Consider the following 21154-nt stretch of genomic DNA (forward strand, 5'->3'; position numbering starts at 1 on the left):
TTTTCTTTCTCGCTTCTGTTTATTTTACAAACAATATAATTTACTGTACATGCCAAATATCATTGTTATACTCTGCAATTGTACGGTCAGATGAGAAATATCCTGCTTTCGAGATATTTACTACCATCTTCTCGGCCCATGCTTTACGATCTTCATACGCTTTCAATGCTTCTTCCTTCTTTGCTGCATAAGCTTTGAAATCAAGAAGTGTCATAAACCAGTCTTTATTTAACAACTCATTTTTCAATCTTGTCAAATTCTCTTCATGTCCGATTGCAAGTAATTGCTCTGATGTGATAAAGTCTACTGCTGCCTTGATGTCCGCATCTTCCTCATAGAATTTCTTTGACACATAATCAGCTTTTGCATAGTGTTCAATAACTTCTTCACTTGAAGCACCGAATACAAAAATATTATCGTCTCCAACAAGCTCATGGATTTCCACATTTGCCCCGTCTTCTGTTCCAAGCGTCAGTGCTCCATTCAACATAAATTTCATATTACCTGTTCCACTTGCCTCTTTTGACGCCAGTGAAATCTGTTCAGAAATATCACAAGCCGGAATCAGTTTTTCTGCTTTTGTCACGTTGTAGTTTTCTACCATAACAACATTCAGATATGGACTTACTTCCGGATCATTGTTGATCAATTCCTGAAGACATAAAATTAAATGAATAATATCTTTTGCAATAACATATGCAGGAGCTGCTTTTGCCCCAAAAATAACTGTAATTGGTGTAGATGGTTTCTTTCCTGCTTTAATTTCCAGATATTTATGGATTACATACAGTGCATTCATCTGCTGACGTTTGTACTCATGCAGACGTTTGATCTGAATATCAAAAATTGACTCTGGATTTAATTCTATACCCTGTGTTTTCTTCAAATATTCGCAAAGTGCTTTTTTATTTTCTTTTTTCACTTCAAGCAACTGGTCTAATACATTTGCATCTTCTTTATATGCCAGTAATTTTTCCAGCCCGTTTGCATCATTTCGATATTCTTTTCCAATCACCTTATCAAGCAGTTCTGTCAATCCCGGATTGCAGTGAATCAACCAGCGACGGAATGTAATTCCATTTGTCTTATTATTAAATTTTTCTGGATAAATCTGGTAAAATGGATTCAATTCTGTCTCTTTGAGGATCTCTGTATGCAAAGATGCAACTCCGTTTACACTAAATCCATAATGAATATCAATGTGTGCCATATGAACTACATCATTTTTATCGATAATCGCAACTTTTTCATCATCAAATTTTCTTCTTACTTTATCATCTAAAATTTCAATGATTGGAACAAGCTGTGGTACAACTTTGTTCAAGTAAGCGATTGGCCATTTTTCCAATGCCTCTGCAAGAATTGTATGATTTGTATATGCACATGTGTTTGATACAATTTCAATTGCCTCATCCATTGCAATTCCACGTTCTACTAACAAACGAATTAATTCTGGAATTACCATTGTCGGATGTGTATCATTAATCTGGATTACTGCATAGTCTGCTAAATCATGTAAATTGCATCCACGGGCAACACACTCATCCAAAATCAGCTGTGCACCATTGCTTACCATGAAATACTGCTGATAAATACGGAGAAGACGACCATTATCATCACTGTCATCAGGATATAAGAATAATGTCAGATTCTTTGCAATATCTTCTTTGTTAAATGTAATTCCATCTTTTACGATTGTTTCATCTACGGAATCTATATCAAATAAATGAAGTTTATTTGTCTGATTATTGTATCCTGTAACTTCAATGTCATACATTCTTGACTGTAATTTCAAATCACCAAATGTAACCGGATATGTCACATCTGTTTTTATAAGCCAGCTTTCTTTTTCAATCCATGGATTTGGCACTGCTTTCTGCAATTCGTCTTCAAATTCCTGTTTGAATAATCCTAAATGATAATTCAGCCCAATTCCATCTCCACTAATTCCCAAAGTTGCGATTGAATCAAGAAAACATGCTGCCAGTCTTCCAAGTCCGCCGTTTCCAAGAGATGGTTCTGGCTCTACCTCTTCAATCTCGCAAATATCTTTTCCATTTGCTGCAAGCAGCTCTCTTACTTCGTCATAAATTCCAAGGTTAATCATGTTATTAGAAAGCAATTTTCCAATCAAAAACTCTGCTGAAATATAATAAATTTTTTTCTTTGTAGCCGGAGCTTCTTTTTCTTTTGCCATTTCCTGCACAATACTTAAAAGTGCATAATAAATTTCTGTATTTGAAGCTGTATCCACTGATTTTCCAAGTTTTTGCTGCAATAATTCCTGAATCTTCATAAATGTGATTCTCCTTTCAAACATTTGCTTGTTTTCATTTTCTATATGTATTTTAATATGATTATATTTATTTTTCTTGCAAAATGCTCTTATTTTATAGTACAATACTATCAATTTTACAAATGATAGTTTTTAACAATCCAATCTTTTACTTTTGATAACATTTTTTGCAAAATGAAAGGAGCTCTATTATGAATATGAATGAATATCAAAATTATCATGAATCAAAATCGCATACTAACATAGAATTTCCTTACAACACTTATCTCTGCTGTATTCCTGTAGATTTTAATCAGGTTCCGCTTCATTGGCATGAAGAACTGGAATTTATCGTAATCACGAAAGGGTGTGGGACCATATCTGTAGATTTCCATTCTCAATTAGTCTCCGCCGGTGATATTGTATTTGTACGCCCTGGGCAATTGCATTCTATAGAACAAAAAGAACATTTCCGCATGGAATATGAAAATATTCTTCTTGATCCTGCCATGTTAATAAGCGGAGAGCAAGATTTATGTGCACAGCAGTTTATTCTTCCACTTTTAAACAACCACATTCGAACTGAAACATTTTTTACTCCTGCGCTTCCTTATTATTCAGAAATCGCATCCTGCATCCGGGAAATCGATCAGTTGTGTGATATACGCCCCAAAGGATATCAATTAGCTGTAAAAGGAAGACTTTTTCAACTCATGTACCTTCTTATATCTAACCAGATAAGTAAAAAAAATATTTCAAGTGCCCGCTCAAAATCACTGGACAAATTGAAAATGATTTTAAAATATGTAGAAGAACATTACGATGAACCAACTACCATTGATGATATGGCTGACCTAACTCATTATAGTAAATCGCATTTTATGAAATTTTTCAAATCGCATATGGGAATGGGATTTATTGAATATTTAAATGATTACCGACTCACCATTGCCGCACGCCAGCTTGTATCTTCCGATGAATCAATCCTTACAGTTGCATCTCTTTCCGGATTTGATAATCTTTCTTATTTTAATAGATTGTTTCGAAGAAAATATCACACTACTCCGGGGGCATATCGCAAGAAAACAGCTTCTGACGAATAATTCCTCATAACCCAAAAGATGACACGCCCGAGAACATGTCATCTTTTTTATCTGTATTATTCCTTGCCTTGCAAGTATAATTCAATTGGATCAATCGGATCAAACGGATTCTCCTCTTCCATCTTGGAATTCCTTCCATGCCTCCTTAAGAGCTCCCCACTCTTATTATAAACCCAGAATGAATATGCCAGAATCTTATTGATCTTTCCCATCTTTTCTTTTGTTGTCTTCGTATAGAATGTACCACCAACCTGAAATTTTGTCTTTTTGTGAATCATAGAAATCAATTCTGTTTCACATGTTACAGGCTCAGGTAAAATAGTATATGCTTTTCCAATACAATCTGTCTTATGGGAATCACTTCCGCCCACTTTCACTTTTCCATATTTTTCCGCAAGCTTCATTGCACCATCATTCGACTCGGGAGACTCACAGCAATTAAATGCCTCGACAAAATCAAATCGTTTCATCAATTCCGGGGACTTGTAAAAACGTTTTGTATTCGTAAAGCTTAAATACTTTTCACCACATGGATGTGCCGGTCCCAATACACCTCCATTACGATGTACCAAATCGATCAGCACCGGTGCCGGCATTCCACGAAGCTCCAGAAGCTTCATCTTCACACCTTCCGGCATAATCACAAGAATATGTCCTGCATCCCTCGTATCATACTCAATTCCTTTTAACACTACAAAATCTGTGTGTCGTTTTCCTTTGATATGTTCTTTCCAATAACGATATCCGTTATACGTGTTATGGTCTGTTATGACCATTCCCTGAAATCCTTTTTCTTTTAAGATCGTAATATATTCTTCTACGCTAACCCTACTGTCAACAGAGCCTTCTTTTACGTGGCAGTGCATATCAATTTTCATACGAAGCATCCCCTTTGCCTTTTCTTACTGTCTGCTATCTATGCAGTACAGTTATATTACTTATCATCATCTGTAATAATAATAAAATCGTCATCATCTTCCAGATCATCTAAATCTGTATAATCATCTGGATTGTAGCCGTCAACATAATCACTTTCTTCTTCATATTCTTCGTCAGCCAAATCGATTTCATCCAGATAACTCAAGTCTGGTTCTTTCTTCGGCTTGTCATCCGGTTTATCATCTGACTTATCGTCCGGCTCATCATCTAACAAAATGGTATCATCGAACATAGCTCTTGCTTTTTCTACCTCATTCTCTGTAGAATTCTGTTCTCTTATCTCAGCTGCTTTTTTCAAATTCTTCTTTTTACGCTTACCGGATTCCAGTGTAAATTGAATTATACCACCGACAATTGCAACCAGTACCATGATTCCGTATCTAAAAATTGGATTATCAAGCTCCGCCAATGTAGCAATTGCATCCCCTGCGAGCACTCCACCGATTATACTTGTCACAACAATCATGATTGGTTCTACAAACTTCAATGCCAGCAATGAGATGACAATACCAATTGCCAGACATACCCCCAGGAAAATCCAATCCTGTGGATTCACAAACAGGATTGCAATGTAAGTTCCTGACAGAAGTGCCAGCAAAAATATTCCAAAACGATAAAAAAATCCTGCCAAAAATGCCAATACAATTCCGCCCCCAATGGTTGCTCCTACCACAATCATCGGTTCTAATCCTGCTAATTCTGTCACAGCAAAACCAATTCCGGCACCTGCAACAAGTCCAAGAAGTGCACTCCACAAACGAATCATTTTTAAACCAAACATACTTAAAAATATACCTATCACAGTTGTAACAATCAGCGCAATCATCATATTTTCACTTACAACCTGATTTACTGTATCTGAATTTACACCCTTAAGAAATTGATATACTTGATCAGCTATTGTACTTATGTCCATCTTAATCTCTCCTCTTTTATACTTATAGTTCCCCGTATGTTTCTGTATCTTTTTCTTTTGATACTATCCTTATTTTATCAATTTTTACAATGTTATACAAGTAAATCAAACTAAGTTCACAAGATGTACACGAAAATTTTTTCTGTTTAAAACCCTCAAAAAGCATTTCCTATCGTATAAAACAGCAAAAAGTAAGAGCCGATACGATTTTCCATCCGATTCATATCAGCCCTTACTTTATATGTAATTCTTTATTCATTTAATATGCTGGTGGTCTATACCTCCTATTCTTTTCTATTCTTACGATTCGTTCTCTGATGAGAATCACGTTCGAAATAGATTTTACTTCTCTCATAACTTTCTCGTCATTATGATCTTTCTCTATCTCTTCTCACCCAATATCGAGAATCCTTCATAAGTGGAACTTACTGAATATTTTTTGAAGAAGACCTTTTTCCATCTCTTTCAATGATTTTTCACTTTTCTTTTTATCTTAGCTAATAAGATTTATTTATCACTCTTTCAGATGTTTTTGTCTGTTCAATTGTATTCGTTCAGTTCTTTTTGTTGACTTTATATTAACACTCATTTTTATTTTTGTCAATATATTTTCTGTTATATTTTATATTTTTATTTAATTGTCAGTTTTCTATTGTTTTTCTTTTCATTTTTCTGTCTTGTACTATTCAATTTTTCTTAGCATTTCTATTATTTATAAAAATGTACTTGAAACACATTTATTGACTTTTTTTTTAAGAATCAGTACAATAGGTATATTCTTTCATAAGAGTTGAATTTTTAATCATCTCTTATAATCATAGACAAAGGAGTTTAAAGTATGGAACATTTAACAATTCCTGAAGGCTACTCGTCTCCTCTTACAATTCGTGAGACAGAAGTTGCTATCAAAGAAGTAAAAGACTATTTTGAACGTGCACTTGCGAAATCTTTGCATTTAACACGTGTTTCCGCCCCATTATTTGTCCGCCCGGAATCCGGACTGAACGATAACTTAAATGGAGTAGAAAGACCTGTTTCTTTCGGTATTAAAGAGCAGGACGATGCACCTGCTGAAATCGTTCATTCACTGGCCAAATGGAAAAGATATGCATTAAAGCATTATAAATTTCATTCCGGGGAAGGACTCTACACTGACATGAGTGCCATACGTCGCGATGAGGATACCGATAATATTCATTCTATTTATGTTGATCAATGGGATTGGGAAAAAGTCATTTCCAAAGAAGAACGCAATACAGAAACTTTGGAATATACAGTAAGAAAAGTATTCAGTGCATTAAAAGAAACAGAAAACTATATTTCCAGACGTTATAACTACATTGAGCCATTATTGCCTGATGATATTTTCTTTGTAACTTCTCAGGAATTAGAAGATATGTATCCTGACAAAACACCAAAACAACGTGAATATCTGATTGCAAAAGCAAAAAAAGCGGTATTTATCTCTCAAATCGGTAAAGAACTTGCTTCAGGAGAAAAACACGACGGACGTGCTCCTGACTATGATGACTGGGATTTAAATGGTGACATCATCGTTTATTATCCTGTTTTGGATATTGCATTAGAGCTTTCTTCTATGGGAATTCGTGTTGATGAAGATTCACTTGCCAGACAGCTTAAGCTTGCAGATTGCGAGGATCGCGCCGAACTTCCATTCCAGAAATCGCTTCTTAACAAAGAGCTTCCTTACACTGTCGGTGGCGGTATCGGACAGTCACGTATTTGTATGTATTACTTAAGAAAAGCACATATCGGTGAAGTCCAGTCTTCTATCTGGCCTGAAGAAGTCCTTCAATGTGCAAGAGAGCATGGCATTCAGTTATTGTAATCTCTGCCATAATCGATACTTGCTTTGACTGATACAATAAAAAATGGTAGATAACACTTATTGAAGTATTATCTACCATTTTCTATTATCTTATATCATTTAAAATTCTTTATAATTTTAGAATAATAATTTAACACATCCATACATACCTGCATCATTTCCAAGTGTTGCAAGTGTCACTTTTGTCTCACGACATGCCTGGAATACTATTTCAGAATATTTTTTCTGGATTCCTTCAATAAGAATGTCTCCCGCTCTTGAAACACCTCCGCCGATTACAAAAACCTCTGGGTCTACTACACCGGCTACATTTGCCAAAGCAGTTCCAAGCACTGTACAAAGCTTGTCTACCAGCTCTAACGCTACTTCATCTCCTTCTTTTGCTACATCAAAAATATCTTTTGCTGTTAATGGATCAAAAGCTGTCAATTTTGTTGTTCTTGTTTCAGTCTGAAGCTTCTTCTTTGCCATACGTACAATTCCTGTAGCAGATGCATACTGTTCCAGACAACCTTTTCTTCCACAGCCACAGCATTCGGTTTCCTCATCATCCATATGGATATGGCCAAGCTCTCCTCCGGCTCCATTAGCTCCTGCAATTATTTTACCGCCGACGATGATTCCGCCGCCAACACCTGTTCCAAGTGTGACCATAACAACATTCTGATATCCTTTTCCGCCACCTTGCCACATCTCACCAAGTGCAGCTACATTCGCATCATTTCCTGCCTTGACAAGAAGCCCTGTCTTCTCTTCCAGTTCTTTCTCAACATTTACAACATCCCAGCCAAGATTTACACATTTATGTACTACACCTTCATTGTCAACCGGTCCAGGCACGCCAAGTCCAATTCCCTGAACATCTTCTTTATCAATATTCTTTTCTTCCATCTTACCGAGTACAGATGCTGCAACATCATCCAATATAGATGCTCCGTTATTCTCTGTATTTGTTTTGATCTCCCATTTTTCAAGAATCACACCGCTCATATCAAACAAACCAATTTTGCAAGTAGTTCCCCCTACATCTACACCAAATCCATATTTTTTCATGCCTTTACCTCGCTGAATCTCTTTCAGTTTTCTTTCTTATTTTTATTTATATTTTACCTAATTTGTTATATTCTCGTCAACCAGTAACTTTGCTATCATTTAACTATATTTTTCTCATGCCCCTGTTTTTCGCGATCTACAAACATCATGATAAATGCAACAAATAAAATAGCTGAACAAATTAAAATAGCTCTTTCTTTCATTAGGATCACGAACTTATTTCCAATGATAGCACCCATCACAAAGCATAAAATCACGCCATAATACAAAAAACTTTTTTGCAAACAACTGCTTTTTTTTGTTCTAAAAAAATCTGTCAGATTCTGTGTTGCACTTCGCAAATTACCAATACACATTGTTGTCGCAATTCCATTTCCATGAATCTTACGAAAACTTTCTACTTGAATTCCGCATGCAAAAGATGTAAGACTGTTCGCCAGCGTATTCATATCTTGTGAAATAAAGCTTACCCCTATAAGTACAACAGCCTCCGCTAATACAGAAAATTGCCTCCAGTGAAACAAACCTTCTTCATTACTCTTGTAACGAATCACTTCAGCCAGGGCAATTCCGATTGCAAATGCCATCACCGGGAAGAAATAATGTGCCGCCAGCCCCCATTCTTTCTGTGATAAATGAATTCCAAGTAAAAGCATATTTCCTGTCTGTGCATTTGCAAACACTTCGTCCCTGCACATATAAGAATATGCATCCATAAATCCGCCTGCAACTGCAAGCACAATTCCCAGTCGAATGGATTCCGACATTTGTTTCGAATGTTTCATTTCTCTACACTTCTCTCTTAATTTTCTCGTTTTGTTCCCCAGAAAAACAATGCAACAGTTCCAGGGCCTGTATGACTTCCAATCGTGGTCCCAATGTCATTGATCACAACATTTCCTTTCAGATTTGGAAAACGCTCTTCTATCATATCTGCAACTTTTCTCGCATCTTCATAACATGCTGACTGGGACATAAAGCATTTGTCTGCATATGCTAAACCATTAACGGCAAATTGCTCCATCTTCTTCACTATTTCTTTGCTGACTTTTTTCTTTCCACGTATCTTAAATCTTGGAATTAATTTTCCCTCATTACTTACATTTAATAGTGGGCAAATATCTAACGCTGTTCCAAACCATCCCGAAATCTTAGATATTCTTCCCCCTTTAATAAAAAATGTAAGGTCTGTTGTAAAAAACCAATGATGTACTTCCAACTTATGTTCTTCAGCCCATGAGGCAACCTCATCAATGGATTTTCCTTCATCTCGCAAATCTGCCAGCTTATCCATCAAAAGTCCATATCCGGAAGATGCTGCAAGCGAATCAATAATATAAATCTTTCGGTCCGGATATTCTTCTTCCAGCATCTCTTTCGCTGTGCGTGCTGAATTCAAAACTCCTGAAATTCCTGATGATAATGTCACATGTAAAATATCTTTTCCATCTTCAAGAAATGGTCGGAAATATTCAACAAACTCGCCTACATTAATCTGTGATGTTTTGGTATCCGCACCATCCTGCATCTTTTTATAAAACTGTTGAAATGGCATAGACTGTCCAAGATCATCCGGATACTCTACTCCATCCATAAAATAGTGAAAACAAACATATGATATCTTTCGTTCTTCAAAAAAATCTTTTGGCATATCTGCCGTAGAACAGCAACTTAAAATATACTCTCCCATCTTCTACTTCCTCCATGTTATCACTTATGTTGTTTCCTATTATAAAGCATTTACCATAAAAGACAATTCCTTTTTCCTCTCTCTTTTAAGTTCGTATAAACTGACCTTGTGAAAAACACAACGTTAATTTTTTATCGTTATATTGCATAAATTTTAACAAACTATTTTTTAGATTTTTGTGCATTTTTATTGCTTTTTTTTAGATTATCGCATAAAATAAACTTAATCAAGTTTACGTGTTACATATTATGCGTATATACATTTGTAATTTATTTATGAAAAGGAGAATTTGATATGAGTAGATTAGAAATCCCTACCCCTATCCGGGCTCAGGTCGTTGTTGAAGGACTCTATCGTGATCTGGAACGTCGAATCGAATCCAGCCCTCCAGGACTTTGTCCTGTAGATATGACTCGTGCCTTTCTTGAAATGTGTCACACACAATCCTGTGGAAAATGTGTCCCTTGCCGTGTCGGTCTCTGGCAATTAAAAAACCTCTTGACAGATGTTTTAAATGGCGAAGCTACCATGCAGACATTAGATGAAATGATGGAGCTTGCTACTTCTATTATGGAAAGTGCTGACTGTCCGATTGGATACGAAGCTGCTCATATGGTCTACAAAAGTTTATTAGGCTGTCGTGAAGATTATGAAGAGCATATTCGTCAGGGAAGATGTACATGCCAGTATACTCAGCCGGTTCCTTGTGTATCGCTTTGTCCTGCACATGTTGACATTCCTGGTTATATCGCGCTTGTAAAAACAGGTCGTTACGCAGATGCTATCCGCTTGATCAGAAAGGATAATCCATTCCCTACAACCTGCGGTTTTATCTGCGAGCATCCTTGTGAAGCACGTTGCCGCCGTAATATTGTTGACGATGCTGTCAATATCCGCGGTCTCAAACGTGTAGCAGCTGACTTTGCCGGCGAAGTTCCACCTCCGGTCTGTTCACCATCTACAGGTAAACGAATTGCTGTTGTAGGCGGAGGTCCAGTCGGACTAAGTGCTGCATATTTTCTGCAGTTAATGGGACATCAGACACATGTATTTGAGATGCTTCCAAAATTAGGTGGTATGCTTCGCTATGGTATCCCTAATTATCGTCTTCCTAAAGACCGTCTGGATGATGATATTAATGCAATCTTAAAAACAGGTGTCGAAGTTGAATATGGTAAACGAATCGGTAAAGATATGACTATCCAAAGTCTTCGTGAAGATTATGACGCTGTCCTGATTGCAATCGGAGCAAGTACAGATAAAAAACTTGGTATCGAAGGTGAGAATGCAGATGGTGTCCTCTCCGCAGTTCGTTTTCTCCGTGACGTCGGCGAAGGAACACCTGCAAATCTTGAGGGACAGGAAGTTGCTGTTATCGGTGGCGGTAATGTATCTATGGACGCTGTCCGCACTGCAAAACGTCTCGGTGCCAAAAAGGTAAGTATTGTATATCGTCGTCGTACAGCTGATATGACAGCTCTTGCAGCTGAAATTGAAGGAGCTATCGCTGAAGGAATTGAAATACAGACTCTGATGGCTCCATCCAAAATTCAGGTAGATGACACTAATCATATAACCGGTATTTATGTTACTCCGCAAATGATCAGCAAGATCAAAGACGGACGTGCAAGTGTACGACCGACAGGAGAAGAAGACGTATTTATTCCTTGTCAGACACTGATTGTTGCCATCGGACAAGATATCGAATTTCAGCATTTTGAAGAAGCTGGTGTACCTGTTCAGCGCGGTAAAATCCAGACTGCAACTTCCGGTGGATTTGATAATATTCCTGGCGTATTTGCCGGTGGAGACTGTGCATCCGGTCCTGCAACTGTAATCAAAGCAATTGCAGCTGCTAAAGTAGTCGCAGCAAACATTGATGAATATCTTGGATATCATCATATCATCAGCTGTGATGTTGAGATTCCGGAACCAGAACTTTGTGATCGTAAACCTTGCGGAAGAGTAAACTTAACGGAACGTGAAGCAGGTGAACGCGTCTGCGACTTTGATGGTGTTGAAAACTGTATGTCCAAAGCTGAGGCAGATCAAGAAGCCGAACGTTGTCTGCGCTGTGATCACTTCGGTTATGGAAGCTTCAAAGGAGGTCGAGAAACATTATGGTAAATATTACGATTGACAACCAAAAAATCTCCGTACCGGAAGGTACAACCATTATGGAAGCGGCTGCATCCATCGGCATCCAGATTCCAAAACTTTGCTATTTAAAAGGCATTAACGATATCGCAGCCTGTCGTGTCTGTGTTGTCGAACGCGAAGGAATGGATCGTCTTATGACCTCCTGCAATAACGTAGCGATAGAAGGCATGGTTATTTACACAAACAGTCCTAAAGTGCGTGATGCCCGTAAAAAAACTGTACAGCTTATCTTATCTCAGCATGATTGCCAGTGTGCAACTTGTGTAAGAAGTGGAAACTGTACATTACAGAAAATCGCAAATGATTTGAATATCCTTGATATTCCATACAAACAAAGACTGGAAGATTTTCCATGGGAAAAGGATTTTCCTTTTATCCGTGATTCCAAAAAATGTATTAAATGTATGCGCTGCATCCAGATTTGTGATAAAATTCAGGATTTACATATCTGGGATGTGACAAGTACCGGTTCTAGAACAACCGTAAATGTAAGAGGAAACAAAAAGATTTCTGATGTATCTTGTTCACTTTGTGGACAGTGCATCACACATTGCCCTGTTGGTGCACTTCATGAAAGAGACGATACAGAAAAAGTATTCCGTGCCATTGCTGATCCAAATAAGGTAGTTGTAGCACAGGTTGCTCCTGCTGTACGTACCGCATGGGGTGAAGCTCTCGGATTATCTCGTGAAGAAGCAACTGTAGGAAAAATCATGGATTCTCTCAAACATCTTGGTGTAGATTATGTATTTGATACAACATTCTCTGCTGACCTGACCATTATGGAAGAGGGTAATGAATTCCTGCAGAGATTTACAAAAGGCGAATTAAAATTACGTCCAATGTTTACCTCCTGCTGTCCTGGATGGGTTCGATTTATCAAATCGCAATATCCTCATCTGGTTCCACAGTTATCAACTGCAAAATCTCCACAGCAGATGTTTGGTGCAGTCATGAAAACTTATTTTTCTGAATCAATTGGCGTAAAACCAGAAAATATTTACACACTTTCCATCATGCCTTGTGTTGCTAAAAAAGGTGAACGAAACATGGAACTGTTCTATAAAGAATATGCCGGAAATGATATTGATGCGGTTCTTACAACCCGCGAACTTACACGTATGATCCGCTCTTCACACATTTCACCTTCTACATTAGTAGACCGTGAATGCGACCCACTTATGAAAGAAGGCAGCGGTGCCGGTGTAATCTTCGGTGCTACCGGAGGTGTTATGGAGGCAGCTCTTCGTTCTGCCCACTATCTTGTAACAGGTAAAAATCCAGAGCCGGATGCATTTAAAATTGTACGAAGCCCATCTTTTGAAACAGGTGTTATAGAGGCTGAAGTACAGCTTGGCAATGCAACTGTAAAAGCTGCCGTTGTCAGCGGACTTGGCAATACACGTAAATTACTTGAAGCAATCGAACATGGCGAAGTACACTATGACTTCGTAGAAGTTATGGCCTGTCCTGGCGGATGCGTCGGAGGTGGCGGTCAGCCAATCCATGATGGAGAAGAACTTGCCCATGAGCGTGGTGAAAATCTCTACTTCCTGGATGCTAATGCACCGCTTCGTTTCTCTCATGAAAATCCGGATGTACAGAAGCTGTACTCTGACTACATGGAGAAACCATTATCGCACAAAGCACATATGCTTCTTCACACAGACCATAATGCCTGGGAGATGCCAAAAGCTTAAATAACTTTTTTAACACAATATTAATTTTTTAACCAAATCTAAGCCTTCATATTTGTACGAAAAAAAGAGACGCATATCCGTTTTCAATAACGGCTGCGTCTCTTTTTTATAACTCTTTGATTACTTAGCTTTTATTCTACTATTCATCATATGTATCTAAGAAATGATGCTTCACTCCATGCTCTTTATATGCCACGATCGTACTTAAATTCACATTCTCGACACTTTTAAAAATATTTCCCTCAACATATTTGTTTGTCTTTTTCAATTCCTGGATAAGTGCCTTGATTTCCATTCTTTTTGACTGATTTTCTTCGTTATTACATGTTGTGCATGTGTCCGTAAATTTGCAGGCACACTGAATAAAATGCAAATTATTGTAATCTCTCCACGCTTTAATACTATCCTCTCGAACCAGATATAATGGACGAATCAATTCCATTCCTTCAAAATTTGTACTGTGAAGTTTCGGCATCATCGTCTGAACCTGTGCCCCATACAACATTCCCATCAAAATCGTCTCAATAACATCGTCATAATGATGACCCAGAGCAATTTTATTGCATCCTAATTCTTTTGCATAACTGTACAAATGTCCTCTTCTCATTCGTGCACACAAATAACATGGTGATTTTTCTATATTATATACAGAATCAAAAATATCTGACTCAAACACCGTGATCGGTACTTTCAGCTTTCTTGCATTTTCCTCAATAACCTGTCTGTTTGCAGGGCTATATCCCGGATCCATAACAAGAAATTTTACATCAAACTGAAACTTATTATGTCTCTTCAATTCCTGAAACAACTTTGCCATTAGCATGGAATCCTTACCACCGGAAATGCAAACTGCGATTCGATCGCCCTCTTTTACCAATTCGTACTGATTGATTGCTTTTGTGAATTTGCTCCAGATTGGTTTATGAAATTTCTTCCGGATACTCTGCTCCACATCTGCGCAGATTTCATCTGCCTCCTGCTGCTTCATCGTGTCCAGCAACCATGCAATGTAACCTCCTTGAAGACTTACCGCATCATAACCGGATTCACACAATGCTTCTGCCACCTCTGTACTGAAGCGCCCTCTTGCACAACAGATAACCAGTTTCTTATCTCTTGGAAATGCACCTTCTGTCTGTTCTTCTATCGCCTTATGTATCTCTTCTGCTGGCATATGAACCGCATTCGGAATGCTGCCATGTGCCACTTCAATTTCATCTCGCATATCGATAATCTGATAGCTGTCCTTATCCAGATTTCTTAATTCCTGTACCGTAATTCCCATCTTTGTAATTCCTTCTCTATATGATATCTAATTGCTTTTGAATATACCTTTAACATCCTATCACGTTTTGCGGGATACGGCAACTGGGAGTGTTGGTATTTTGGTTATGAACCAGTACTCTAAAACACAACCACCAGCAACATCTTAAACTGCTCCTGTCCATACACTGCATGTGGGTATTTGGCTGGCATTACAATGGATTCACCTTCTTTTAAAATGTATTCTTCTCCATCAATTGTGATTTTTCCAACTCCGTCCAGACATGTTACAAATGCATCACCGCCTGACTCATGTGTGCTGATTTCTTCATCTTTATCGAATGCAAACAGTGTTACACTTAAATGTTCATTTTGAGCAAGTGTTTTTGAGACAACCTGACCTTCCTGATATGCTACCTGTTCTTTTAATGTTACTACTTCTGCTTTGTTAAAATTTTTAATTCCTGCCATTTTTTCTTCCTCCAAATATTTTTTATTTTATTATAAACCGATGTTTAGCAATTTAACCATTATTGTTTATTGCCGCATCTATTAATCTTATATCTTATATTGTTCAATCTCTGACAATTCCAACTAATCCAGAATTTGACCATCTATAGAAATTGTCACAACCTGCCACGGAATAAATTTTCCACTGTAATCTACAGCATTAAACTTCGGACATCCAATCAGCATCACCTTTCCACACATGAATTCCTGATGTATATTTGCATATGCATAAGCTGTACAGTCTGCTGCAATCAATAATTTTGCTCCATTGTTTTCCTCCCTCTAAACTTCATTTTCAAAAATGCTGCCCCTGATATTCAGAAAGCAGCACTTTTACTAATATATTTTATTCACATTTTAAGCTATTCGTTTCCACATTATTATTTAAAAATCTTTACATAAGGATTTTCTTTTGTATAACTCTCCCATTTTTCTTTCTCTTCTTGAATCTGAGATTCTCCATTCGGATCTCCCGTTTTCATAAAGTTTGTCCAGCATGTCACCATTTCTTCACTCAAATCATAATCATTCTGCTCCATTGGTCTCCAGCATCTGCCCAATGTACCAAATGTATACCACAACTCTGATGAATGGAAAGCGCCCCAGTCATCTCCCGGAAGTTCATGTGCAAAATGATACAGATACGCCGGCCTACCTTTCTCTTCTCTTGTTGCAGCCCAACGCTTGCACTCTTCCATCAAAATTCCTTTCTTTCCTTCTTTTACTTCCTCTGGAGTTGCTCCAAGATCATCTGTCACAACACCACACATATAATGAATATCCTTCATTGTTCCTTCTTTCCAAACATCTTTAACTGTCTTTTCCATGACATATCCATCTGCATTTGGAACAACAACAAGTCCCCTTCCAGTTTTCCACATCTCATCATCTAATTTTACTTTTGCTTCAAACAATTCTTCTGTTGACATTGCACGAAGTTCTTCCAGTGAAGTTTTTCCGGTCAGTTCGACAAATCTTTCACCGATTTCCTCTTCCTCTTTTAATGTCGGTGTATAAAGTACATCTGCATCACAACTGATTCCACTCTGCATAATTGCCTTTGCCGGAATATCTCCTGTCAGTTTACTTGAACAAAGCACCTGTGTACTCATACTTCCTGCAGACTGTCCAAATACTGTGATATTTTTACTGTCTCCGCCAAAGTTCTCAATATTATTTGCAACCCATTTTAATGCTGCGATCTGATCTAAGATTCCATAATTTCCAGAAATATGTCTTTCATTTTCTGCATCCAGCCATGGATGTGCAAAAAATCCAAAAATATTTACCCGATAATTGATTGTAACAAGAATTACACCTTTTTTACAAAATGCTTCTCCATCAAATTCCAGTTCACTGCTGTAGCCGCCGCCAAATCCACCACCATGGATCCAGAATGCCACCGGAAGTCTCTCTCCTTCTTCATGCTCCGGCACCCAGATATTCAAATACAGACAGTCTTCTCCCATTCCCGGAACAAATTCTGGATTATTATAAAATTCCTTATGAAAACGTCCCATAAATGGATGCTCTGCTTTCGGTAATTCCTGCATACACATATTCTGAAATGTATCTGCTTTATATGTACCTTCCCATGCATCCAGTTCCTGTGGTGCTTTCCATCTGAGTTCTCCTACCGGTGCCTTTGCATATGGAATTCCTTTGAATACAACATATCCACCTTTTTCGATTCCTTCCACAGTTCCCTTATTTGTTACTACACTTTTATTCATACTGAGCTTACTCCTCTCACATTTATGCTTTGATCTTTCTTCTGCTTGTCACCAGATCTTTAATCTTTGGTCCTGCTAACTGAATCAAGATTACAATAATCAGGATTGTTCCTTTGATTGCATCATTGATCAGTGAATCCATCTTCAAAGCCACAATTATTTTATCAATAATTGTATAAGACATAGCTCCGAACAAAATTCCAAGGCATCTTCCTTTTCCGCCTGACATACTGATTCCACCGAGAACAACTGCTGCGATTGCATACATCTCATAACTCTTACCTGTTGTTGCCGGATCAGAAGAACCGTTCATCGCAATCCACAAGAACGCTGCAATACCTGTCATAACGCCTGCCAGAACAAATACAATCACCTTCATCGCACTGACATTGATACCTGACATTCTGGCACCTTTCTCATTACTTCCGATGGCATAGACTTTTTTACCAAATTTTGTGCTTGTTGATAAATATACAACCAATGCTGTCATGATCAACAGGATCAAACCAACAATTGGAATCGTCAGCATTTTACCATTACCAAACTGATATAAGGTCTGATATGAATTGTGGCTGGATGTCATACGATATACAGAACTTCCGCCTCCACATAATTCTTTAGAAATATGCTGGCATGCATACTGTGCTACCGAACGATAGATCAACATCGTAGCAAGTGTTACGATAAATGCCGGCATCTCTACTGCACCGACCAGTACACCATTGATCAGTCCACATACAGCGCCAAATACAATCGTAAATATTAATGTTACAAAAATATTATCTGTCATATTGAAAATAACAACTGCAAATCCACTGACCATCGCCAGCATAGAACCAACCGACAGATCGATTTCACCGGTCAGACATACAAGTCCCATACCAAGTGCAATGATTCCAACGACTGCAGAATGACGGAAGATGTTCATCACACCATTCCATGTCAATCCATTACTTGACAGTGCATATACTAAAAAAATTACTAAAAATACAAATACATAATTATAACGGGACCATATTTTTCCCAACATAGATTTTTTTGTTTTCATCCTTATCGCGCCTCCCCTGCATTTACTGCGTTTGTAGAATACATCATCACGGTCTCTTCATTGATTTCTTCATGTTTTAACATCTTCACAAGCTCTCCGTCATAAAACACTGCACATCGGTCTGCTACTTTCTGTAATTCAGGAATCTCCAATGTGTTGATTAAAATGGTTTTTCCGGATTCTGCCAGTTCCAAAATCAATTTGTAAATCTCCGCTTTTGCTCCTACATCAATTCCCTGTGTCGGGTTGTCAAGCAAAAGGATCTCTGCTTCTGTATTCAGCCATCTTGCCAGAAATACTTTCTGCTGGTTTCCTCCACTCAAAGAAGTAATCGGATCTGCACTGTTCTGTGCTTTTACATTCAACAGTTTCTTGTATTTTTCAAATTTTCCTTCTTCTTTTTTCTTTGAAATCTGGAACTGCTTTGCTGACAATGTATGTTCTGCCAGATACATATTCTCCAGCAGACTCATATCTGCGATCACTGAATTTTCTTTTCTATTGGCAGGAAGCATTGCGATCTTATGTTTCATTGCTTTATGTATCGAATGTAACGGAACATTTTCTCCGTTGACATGAATTGTACCACCATCCGCACGGGTCACACCGAAGATTCCCTGTAGCAGCTCGCTGCTTCCGGATCCTTGCAGTCCTGTCATTCCGACAATCTCGCCCTTTTTCACGACCAGATTTACATTTCTAAATCCATGTCCTGTGAAATTCTTAATTTCTAATATCGTATCTCCACATGCACGCGTCTGATAATTTTCTTCCGCACTATAATTAGAACCAACCATCATCTTTGTGATTGCTTCCGGATTGGTATCTACGATATTTCCCTCTCCGATAAATGTTCCATTCATCAGTACTGTATAGCGGTCTGCAATCTCAAAAATCTCCGGCATCTTATGAGAAATAAAAATAAACGATGTTCCTTTCTCCTTTAATCTGCGGATAATACGGAATAAATGATCGATTTCCTGATTGTTCAAAGATGTCGTTGGCTCGTCTAAAATCAACAGTTTTGCATTAAAAAATAATGCCTTTGATATCTCAAGTAACTGTTTCTGGCTCGGAGTCAGTTCTTCTACTTTCTCGTCCGGATCAATCTCTACTTCCAGTTCAGCAAATAATTTCTTTGCCTCATCTTTCATCCGTTTCTTATCCAATTTTCCAATTTTATTTGTATATTCCTTCCCTAGAAATATATTTTCATAAACAAGCAGATCATTGAATAGGTTCAATTCCTGATGAACAAACGCAATTCCTTGCTGTTCCGTCTGTCTGACAGTTGCATTATTCAATTCTTCACCATCAAACACAATTTGACCTGCATCTCTTCGATATACACCAGTCAAAACATTCATCAATGTTGATTTTCCAGCCCCGTTTTCACCTAACAATGCATGTACTTCCCCTGCTTCTACTGTAAGGTGCACATTTTTCAATACCGGAATTCCGTTAAATGCTTTACAAATTCCATTCATTTCTAGTCTTTTCATGCATATTTCCTCCTTGCTTTTTTATCTTTTGCTGATAGATCAACATCTATTTCTATTTTTTTCCACAAGCAACCGCTATAGATGCTCATATATAAGCAAAACCTCGCTATGTGTTCACAGTAAGGTAACACCATCGTCACTAGGCTCGACAATACCTCACCAAGTGTCGAGGTGTACGTTCTCACTAAGCTCGTGAAAAACCTTGCTAAGTGTTCACAGTAAAATATACGGAAGTCTGCAAGCAGACTCCCGTATCAAATTCCTTAATAACTTCTATCTACAAGATTTAGAATGAAGGATAGTCTGCAACATTGTCAGATGTAACATCTTCACATTCAATCACATGATCCTGTTCTACGTCTTTACCATCAAGATGATCAACCATATCCTGAATTGCTGTCTGAATCATAGATGGGCTGTATGTAACTGACATGATTCCGCCAAGCTTACCAGCGATATCCTGATATGAGTTACCACGAAGTACTTCGTAAAGCTCATCTAATCCACCACATCCTGTAATAACTGGTTTATTTGCATAGAAAGCATCTTTTGTTGAATCACTGATTCCGCCTCCGTTGAGAGCCTCTAAAATACCCATTGTCAACTCATCATCCTGTGCATAGATCCATTTGATGTCTGCGTTAGAAGCATCTCCCAGCAGAGACTCAAATGATTCTTTTGTATCAGAACGGCTCCAGTTCATAGCTCCTGAATATGTAATTGCTTTGAGGTCATCCTCTGTCCATTTTGCATCGTCTGCGATCTTAGATCCGCCGAATTCAAGTTCTCCTGTAAGATAATCTGTAAATCCGCTGTCACGTAATGTTGTAACTGAAGATGTGTCGCCTTCGTAAACATATACTTTATCTCCAGGTTTCATTCCCTGCTCTACAAAGTAGGCTGCTGCACCTGCACCGATTCCCTGGTTATCACCTTTTACATTAGAAACAGCGCTTGGAGCTACTGCATCAATGATACGGTCAAATTCTACAAATGGGATCTCAGCGTCTACTAACTGCTGAATTGCAGACTGTACTGTGTCGTCCATTGGCTGTACAACTACTGCGATATCTTCCTCCCCACTTGCTACGATATCTTCGATTTTATTAATCTGTTCAGCTGCATCAGAAGAAGTAATTACTTCTGCGGAATATTTTCCATCTTTGTTCACTTCTTCTACTTTCTCTTTTGCAAATGTTGCAACAGAACCTGTCCATCCGTGATCTTCTGCTGCAGTTAACACATAAATATGTGTAGCTCCTTCATCTGATTTTGCTGTATCACTACCGTCCTTTTTTGACTCATTACTTCCACATGCTGCAAGGCTAAGAACCATAACACCAGCAAGAAGAGTGGCTAAAATTTTCTTCTTCATAGTGATTTCTCCCTTCTTTTTATTTGATTATGATTTAA

Annotated in this window: 16 protein-coding genes and 1 pseudogene; 4 read left to right on the forward strand and 13 right to left on the reverse strand. The window is 37.9% G+C overall.

What is annotated here, in order from left to right:
* Window positions 1–40: 40 nt before the first annotated feature.
* The gene (locus D8Q48_RS03865; protein WP_117989531.1) at window positions 41–2296 is read right to left on the reverse strand and encodes a glycogen/starch/alpha-glucan phosphorylase; all 2256 of its coding nucleotides are present in this window, start codon (window positions 2294–2296) and stop codon (window positions 41–43) included.
* A gap of 191 nt (window positions 2297–2487) precedes the next feature.
* On the opposite strand from D8Q48_RS03865, the gene D8Q48_RS03870 reads away from it, so the two are divergent.
* Window positions 2488–3378: an AraC family transcriptional regulator gene (locus tag D8Q48_RS03870; protein ID WP_117989530.1), complete on the forward strand. Its 891-nt coding sequence runs from the start codon at window positions 2488–2490 to the stop codon at window positions 3376–3378.
* 56 nt (window positions 3379–3434) lie between these two features.
* On the opposite strand, the gene D8Q48_RS03875 is transcribed toward D8Q48_RS03870, so the two are convergent.
* Together D8Q48_RS03875 and D8Q48_RS03880 are read right to left on the reverse strand one after the other, a co-directional pair.
* Window positions 3435–4256: a PHP domain-containing protein gene (locus tag D8Q48_RS03875; RefSeq protein WP_022074761.1), complete on the reverse strand. Its 822-nt coding sequence runs from the start codon at window positions 4254–4256 to the stop codon at window positions 3435–3437.
* Between the two features lie 56 nt (window positions 4257–4312).
* The gene (locus tag D8Q48_RS03880) at window positions 4313–5233 is read right to left on the reverse strand and encodes a TMEM198/TM7SF3 family protein (RefSeq protein WP_121055486.1); all 921 of its coding nucleotides are present in this window, start codon (window positions 5231–5233) and stop codon (window positions 4313–4315) included.
* 838 nt (window positions 5234–6071) lie between these two features.
* Here D8Q48_RS03880 and asnA point away from each other — a divergent pair.
* Window positions 6072–7082 (forward strand): aspartate--ammonia ligase, encoded by a 1011-nt coding sequence (gene asnA / locus D8Q48_RS03885; RefSeq protein WP_117989528.1) that lies wholly within the window; start codon window positions 6072–6074, stop codon window positions 7080–7082.
* A 117-nt stretch (window positions 7083–7199) separates the two neighbouring features.
* Here the strand turns inward: asnA and D8Q48_RS03890 are convergent, their stop codons facing one another.
* The 3 genes from D8Q48_RS03890 to D8Q48_RS03900 form a co-directional block, all read right to left on the reverse strand.
* Complete coding sequence (locus D8Q48_RS03890) at window positions 7200–8135, reverse strand: ROK family glucokinase (RefSeq protein WP_117989527.1); 936 nt, start codon at window positions 8133–8135, stop codon at window positions 7200–7202.
* Window positions 8136–8230: 95 nt separating this feature from the next.
* Window positions 8231–8920, reverse strand: coding sequence for a YoaK family protein (locus D8Q48_RS03895; RefSeq protein WP_117989526.1), 690 nt, complete (start codon window positions 8918–8920; stop codon window positions 8231–8233).
* A gap of 17 nt (window positions 8921–8937) precedes the next feature.
* Window positions 8938–9825, reverse strand: coding sequence for a DegV family protein (locus tag D8Q48_RS03900; RefSeq protein WP_117989525.1), 888 nt, complete (start codon window positions 9823–9825; stop codon window positions 8938–8940).
* Window positions 9826–10119: 294 nt separating this feature from the next.
* Here D8Q48_RS03900 and D8Q48_RS03905 point away from each other — a divergent pair, with 294 nt between their 5' ends.
* Together D8Q48_RS03905 and D8Q48_RS03910 are read left to right on the forward strand one after the other, a co-directional pair.
* Window positions 10120–11952, forward strand: a complete 1833-nt coding sequence (locus D8Q48_RS03905; protein ID WP_121055488.1) for an NAD(P)-binding protein — start codon at window positions 10120–10122, stop codon at window positions 11950–11952.
* A complete protein-coding gene (locus D8Q48_RS03910) occupies window positions 11946–13685 on the forward strand; it encodes a [FeFe] hydrogenase, group A (protein ID WP_121055490.1) in 1740 nt (579 codons plus the stop codon). The genes D8Q48_RS03905 and D8Q48_RS03910 overlap by 7 nt, the downstream gene beginning before the upstream one ends.
* Window positions 13686–13824: 139 nt before the next feature.
* Here the strand turns inward: D8Q48_RS03910 and D8Q48_RS03915 are convergent, their stop codons facing one another.
* From D8Q48_RS03915 to D8Q48_RS03945, 7 genes and pseudogenes are all read right to left on the reverse strand, one after another.
* Window positions 13825–14970 carry an ATP-binding protein gene (locus tag D8Q48_RS03915; protein WP_121055492.1) on the reverse strand — a complete coding sequence of 382 codons (1146 nt, stop codon included), beginning with the start codon at window positions 14968–14970 and terminating at the stop codon, window positions 13825–13827.
* Window positions 14971–15089: 119 nt separating this feature from the next.
* Entirely contained in the window at window positions 15090–15419 is a 330-nt protein-coding gene (locus D8Q48_RS03920) for a cupin domain-containing protein (RefSeq protein ID WP_121055494.1), read from the reverse strand.
* A gap of 123 nt (window positions 15420–15542) precedes the next feature.
* Window positions 15543–15725 (reverse strand): annotated as a pseudogene (locus D8Q48_RS03925) (4Fe-4S ferredoxin); the annotation flags it as partial.
* Window positions 15726–15838: 113 nt separating this feature from the next.
* The gene (locus D8Q48_RS03930; protein ID WP_121055496.1) at window positions 15839–17191 is read right to left on the reverse strand and encodes a carboxylesterase family protein; all 1353 of its coding nucleotides are present in this window, start codon (window positions 17189–17191) and stop codon (window positions 15839–15841) included.
* Between the two features lie 22 nt (window positions 17192–17213).
* A complete protein-coding gene (locus D8Q48_RS03935) occupies window positions 17214–18239 on the reverse strand; it encodes an ABC transporter permease (protein WP_117989520.1) in 1026 nt (341 codons plus the stop codon).
* 2 nt (window positions 18240–18241) lie between these two features.
* Window positions 18242–19741, reverse strand: a complete 1500-nt coding sequence (locus D8Q48_RS03940; protein WP_117989519.1) for a sugar ABC transporter ATP-binding protein — start codon at window positions 19739–19741, stop codon at window positions 18242–18244.
* A gap of 286 nt (window positions 19742–20027) precedes the next feature.
* On the reverse strand, window positions 20028–21116 hold the full coding sequence (locus D8Q48_RS03945; protein WP_117989518.1) for a substrate-binding domain-containing protein: 1089 nt from the start codon (window positions 21114–21116) through the stop codon (window positions 20028–20030).
* Window positions 21117–21154 lie beyond the last annotated feature (38 nt).

The organism is Ruminococcus sp. B05 (genome assembly GCF_003628495.1).
Taxonomy (GTDB): domain Bacteria; phylum Bacillota; class Clostridia; order Lachnospirales; family Lachnospiraceae; genus Schaedlerella; species Schaedlerella hominis.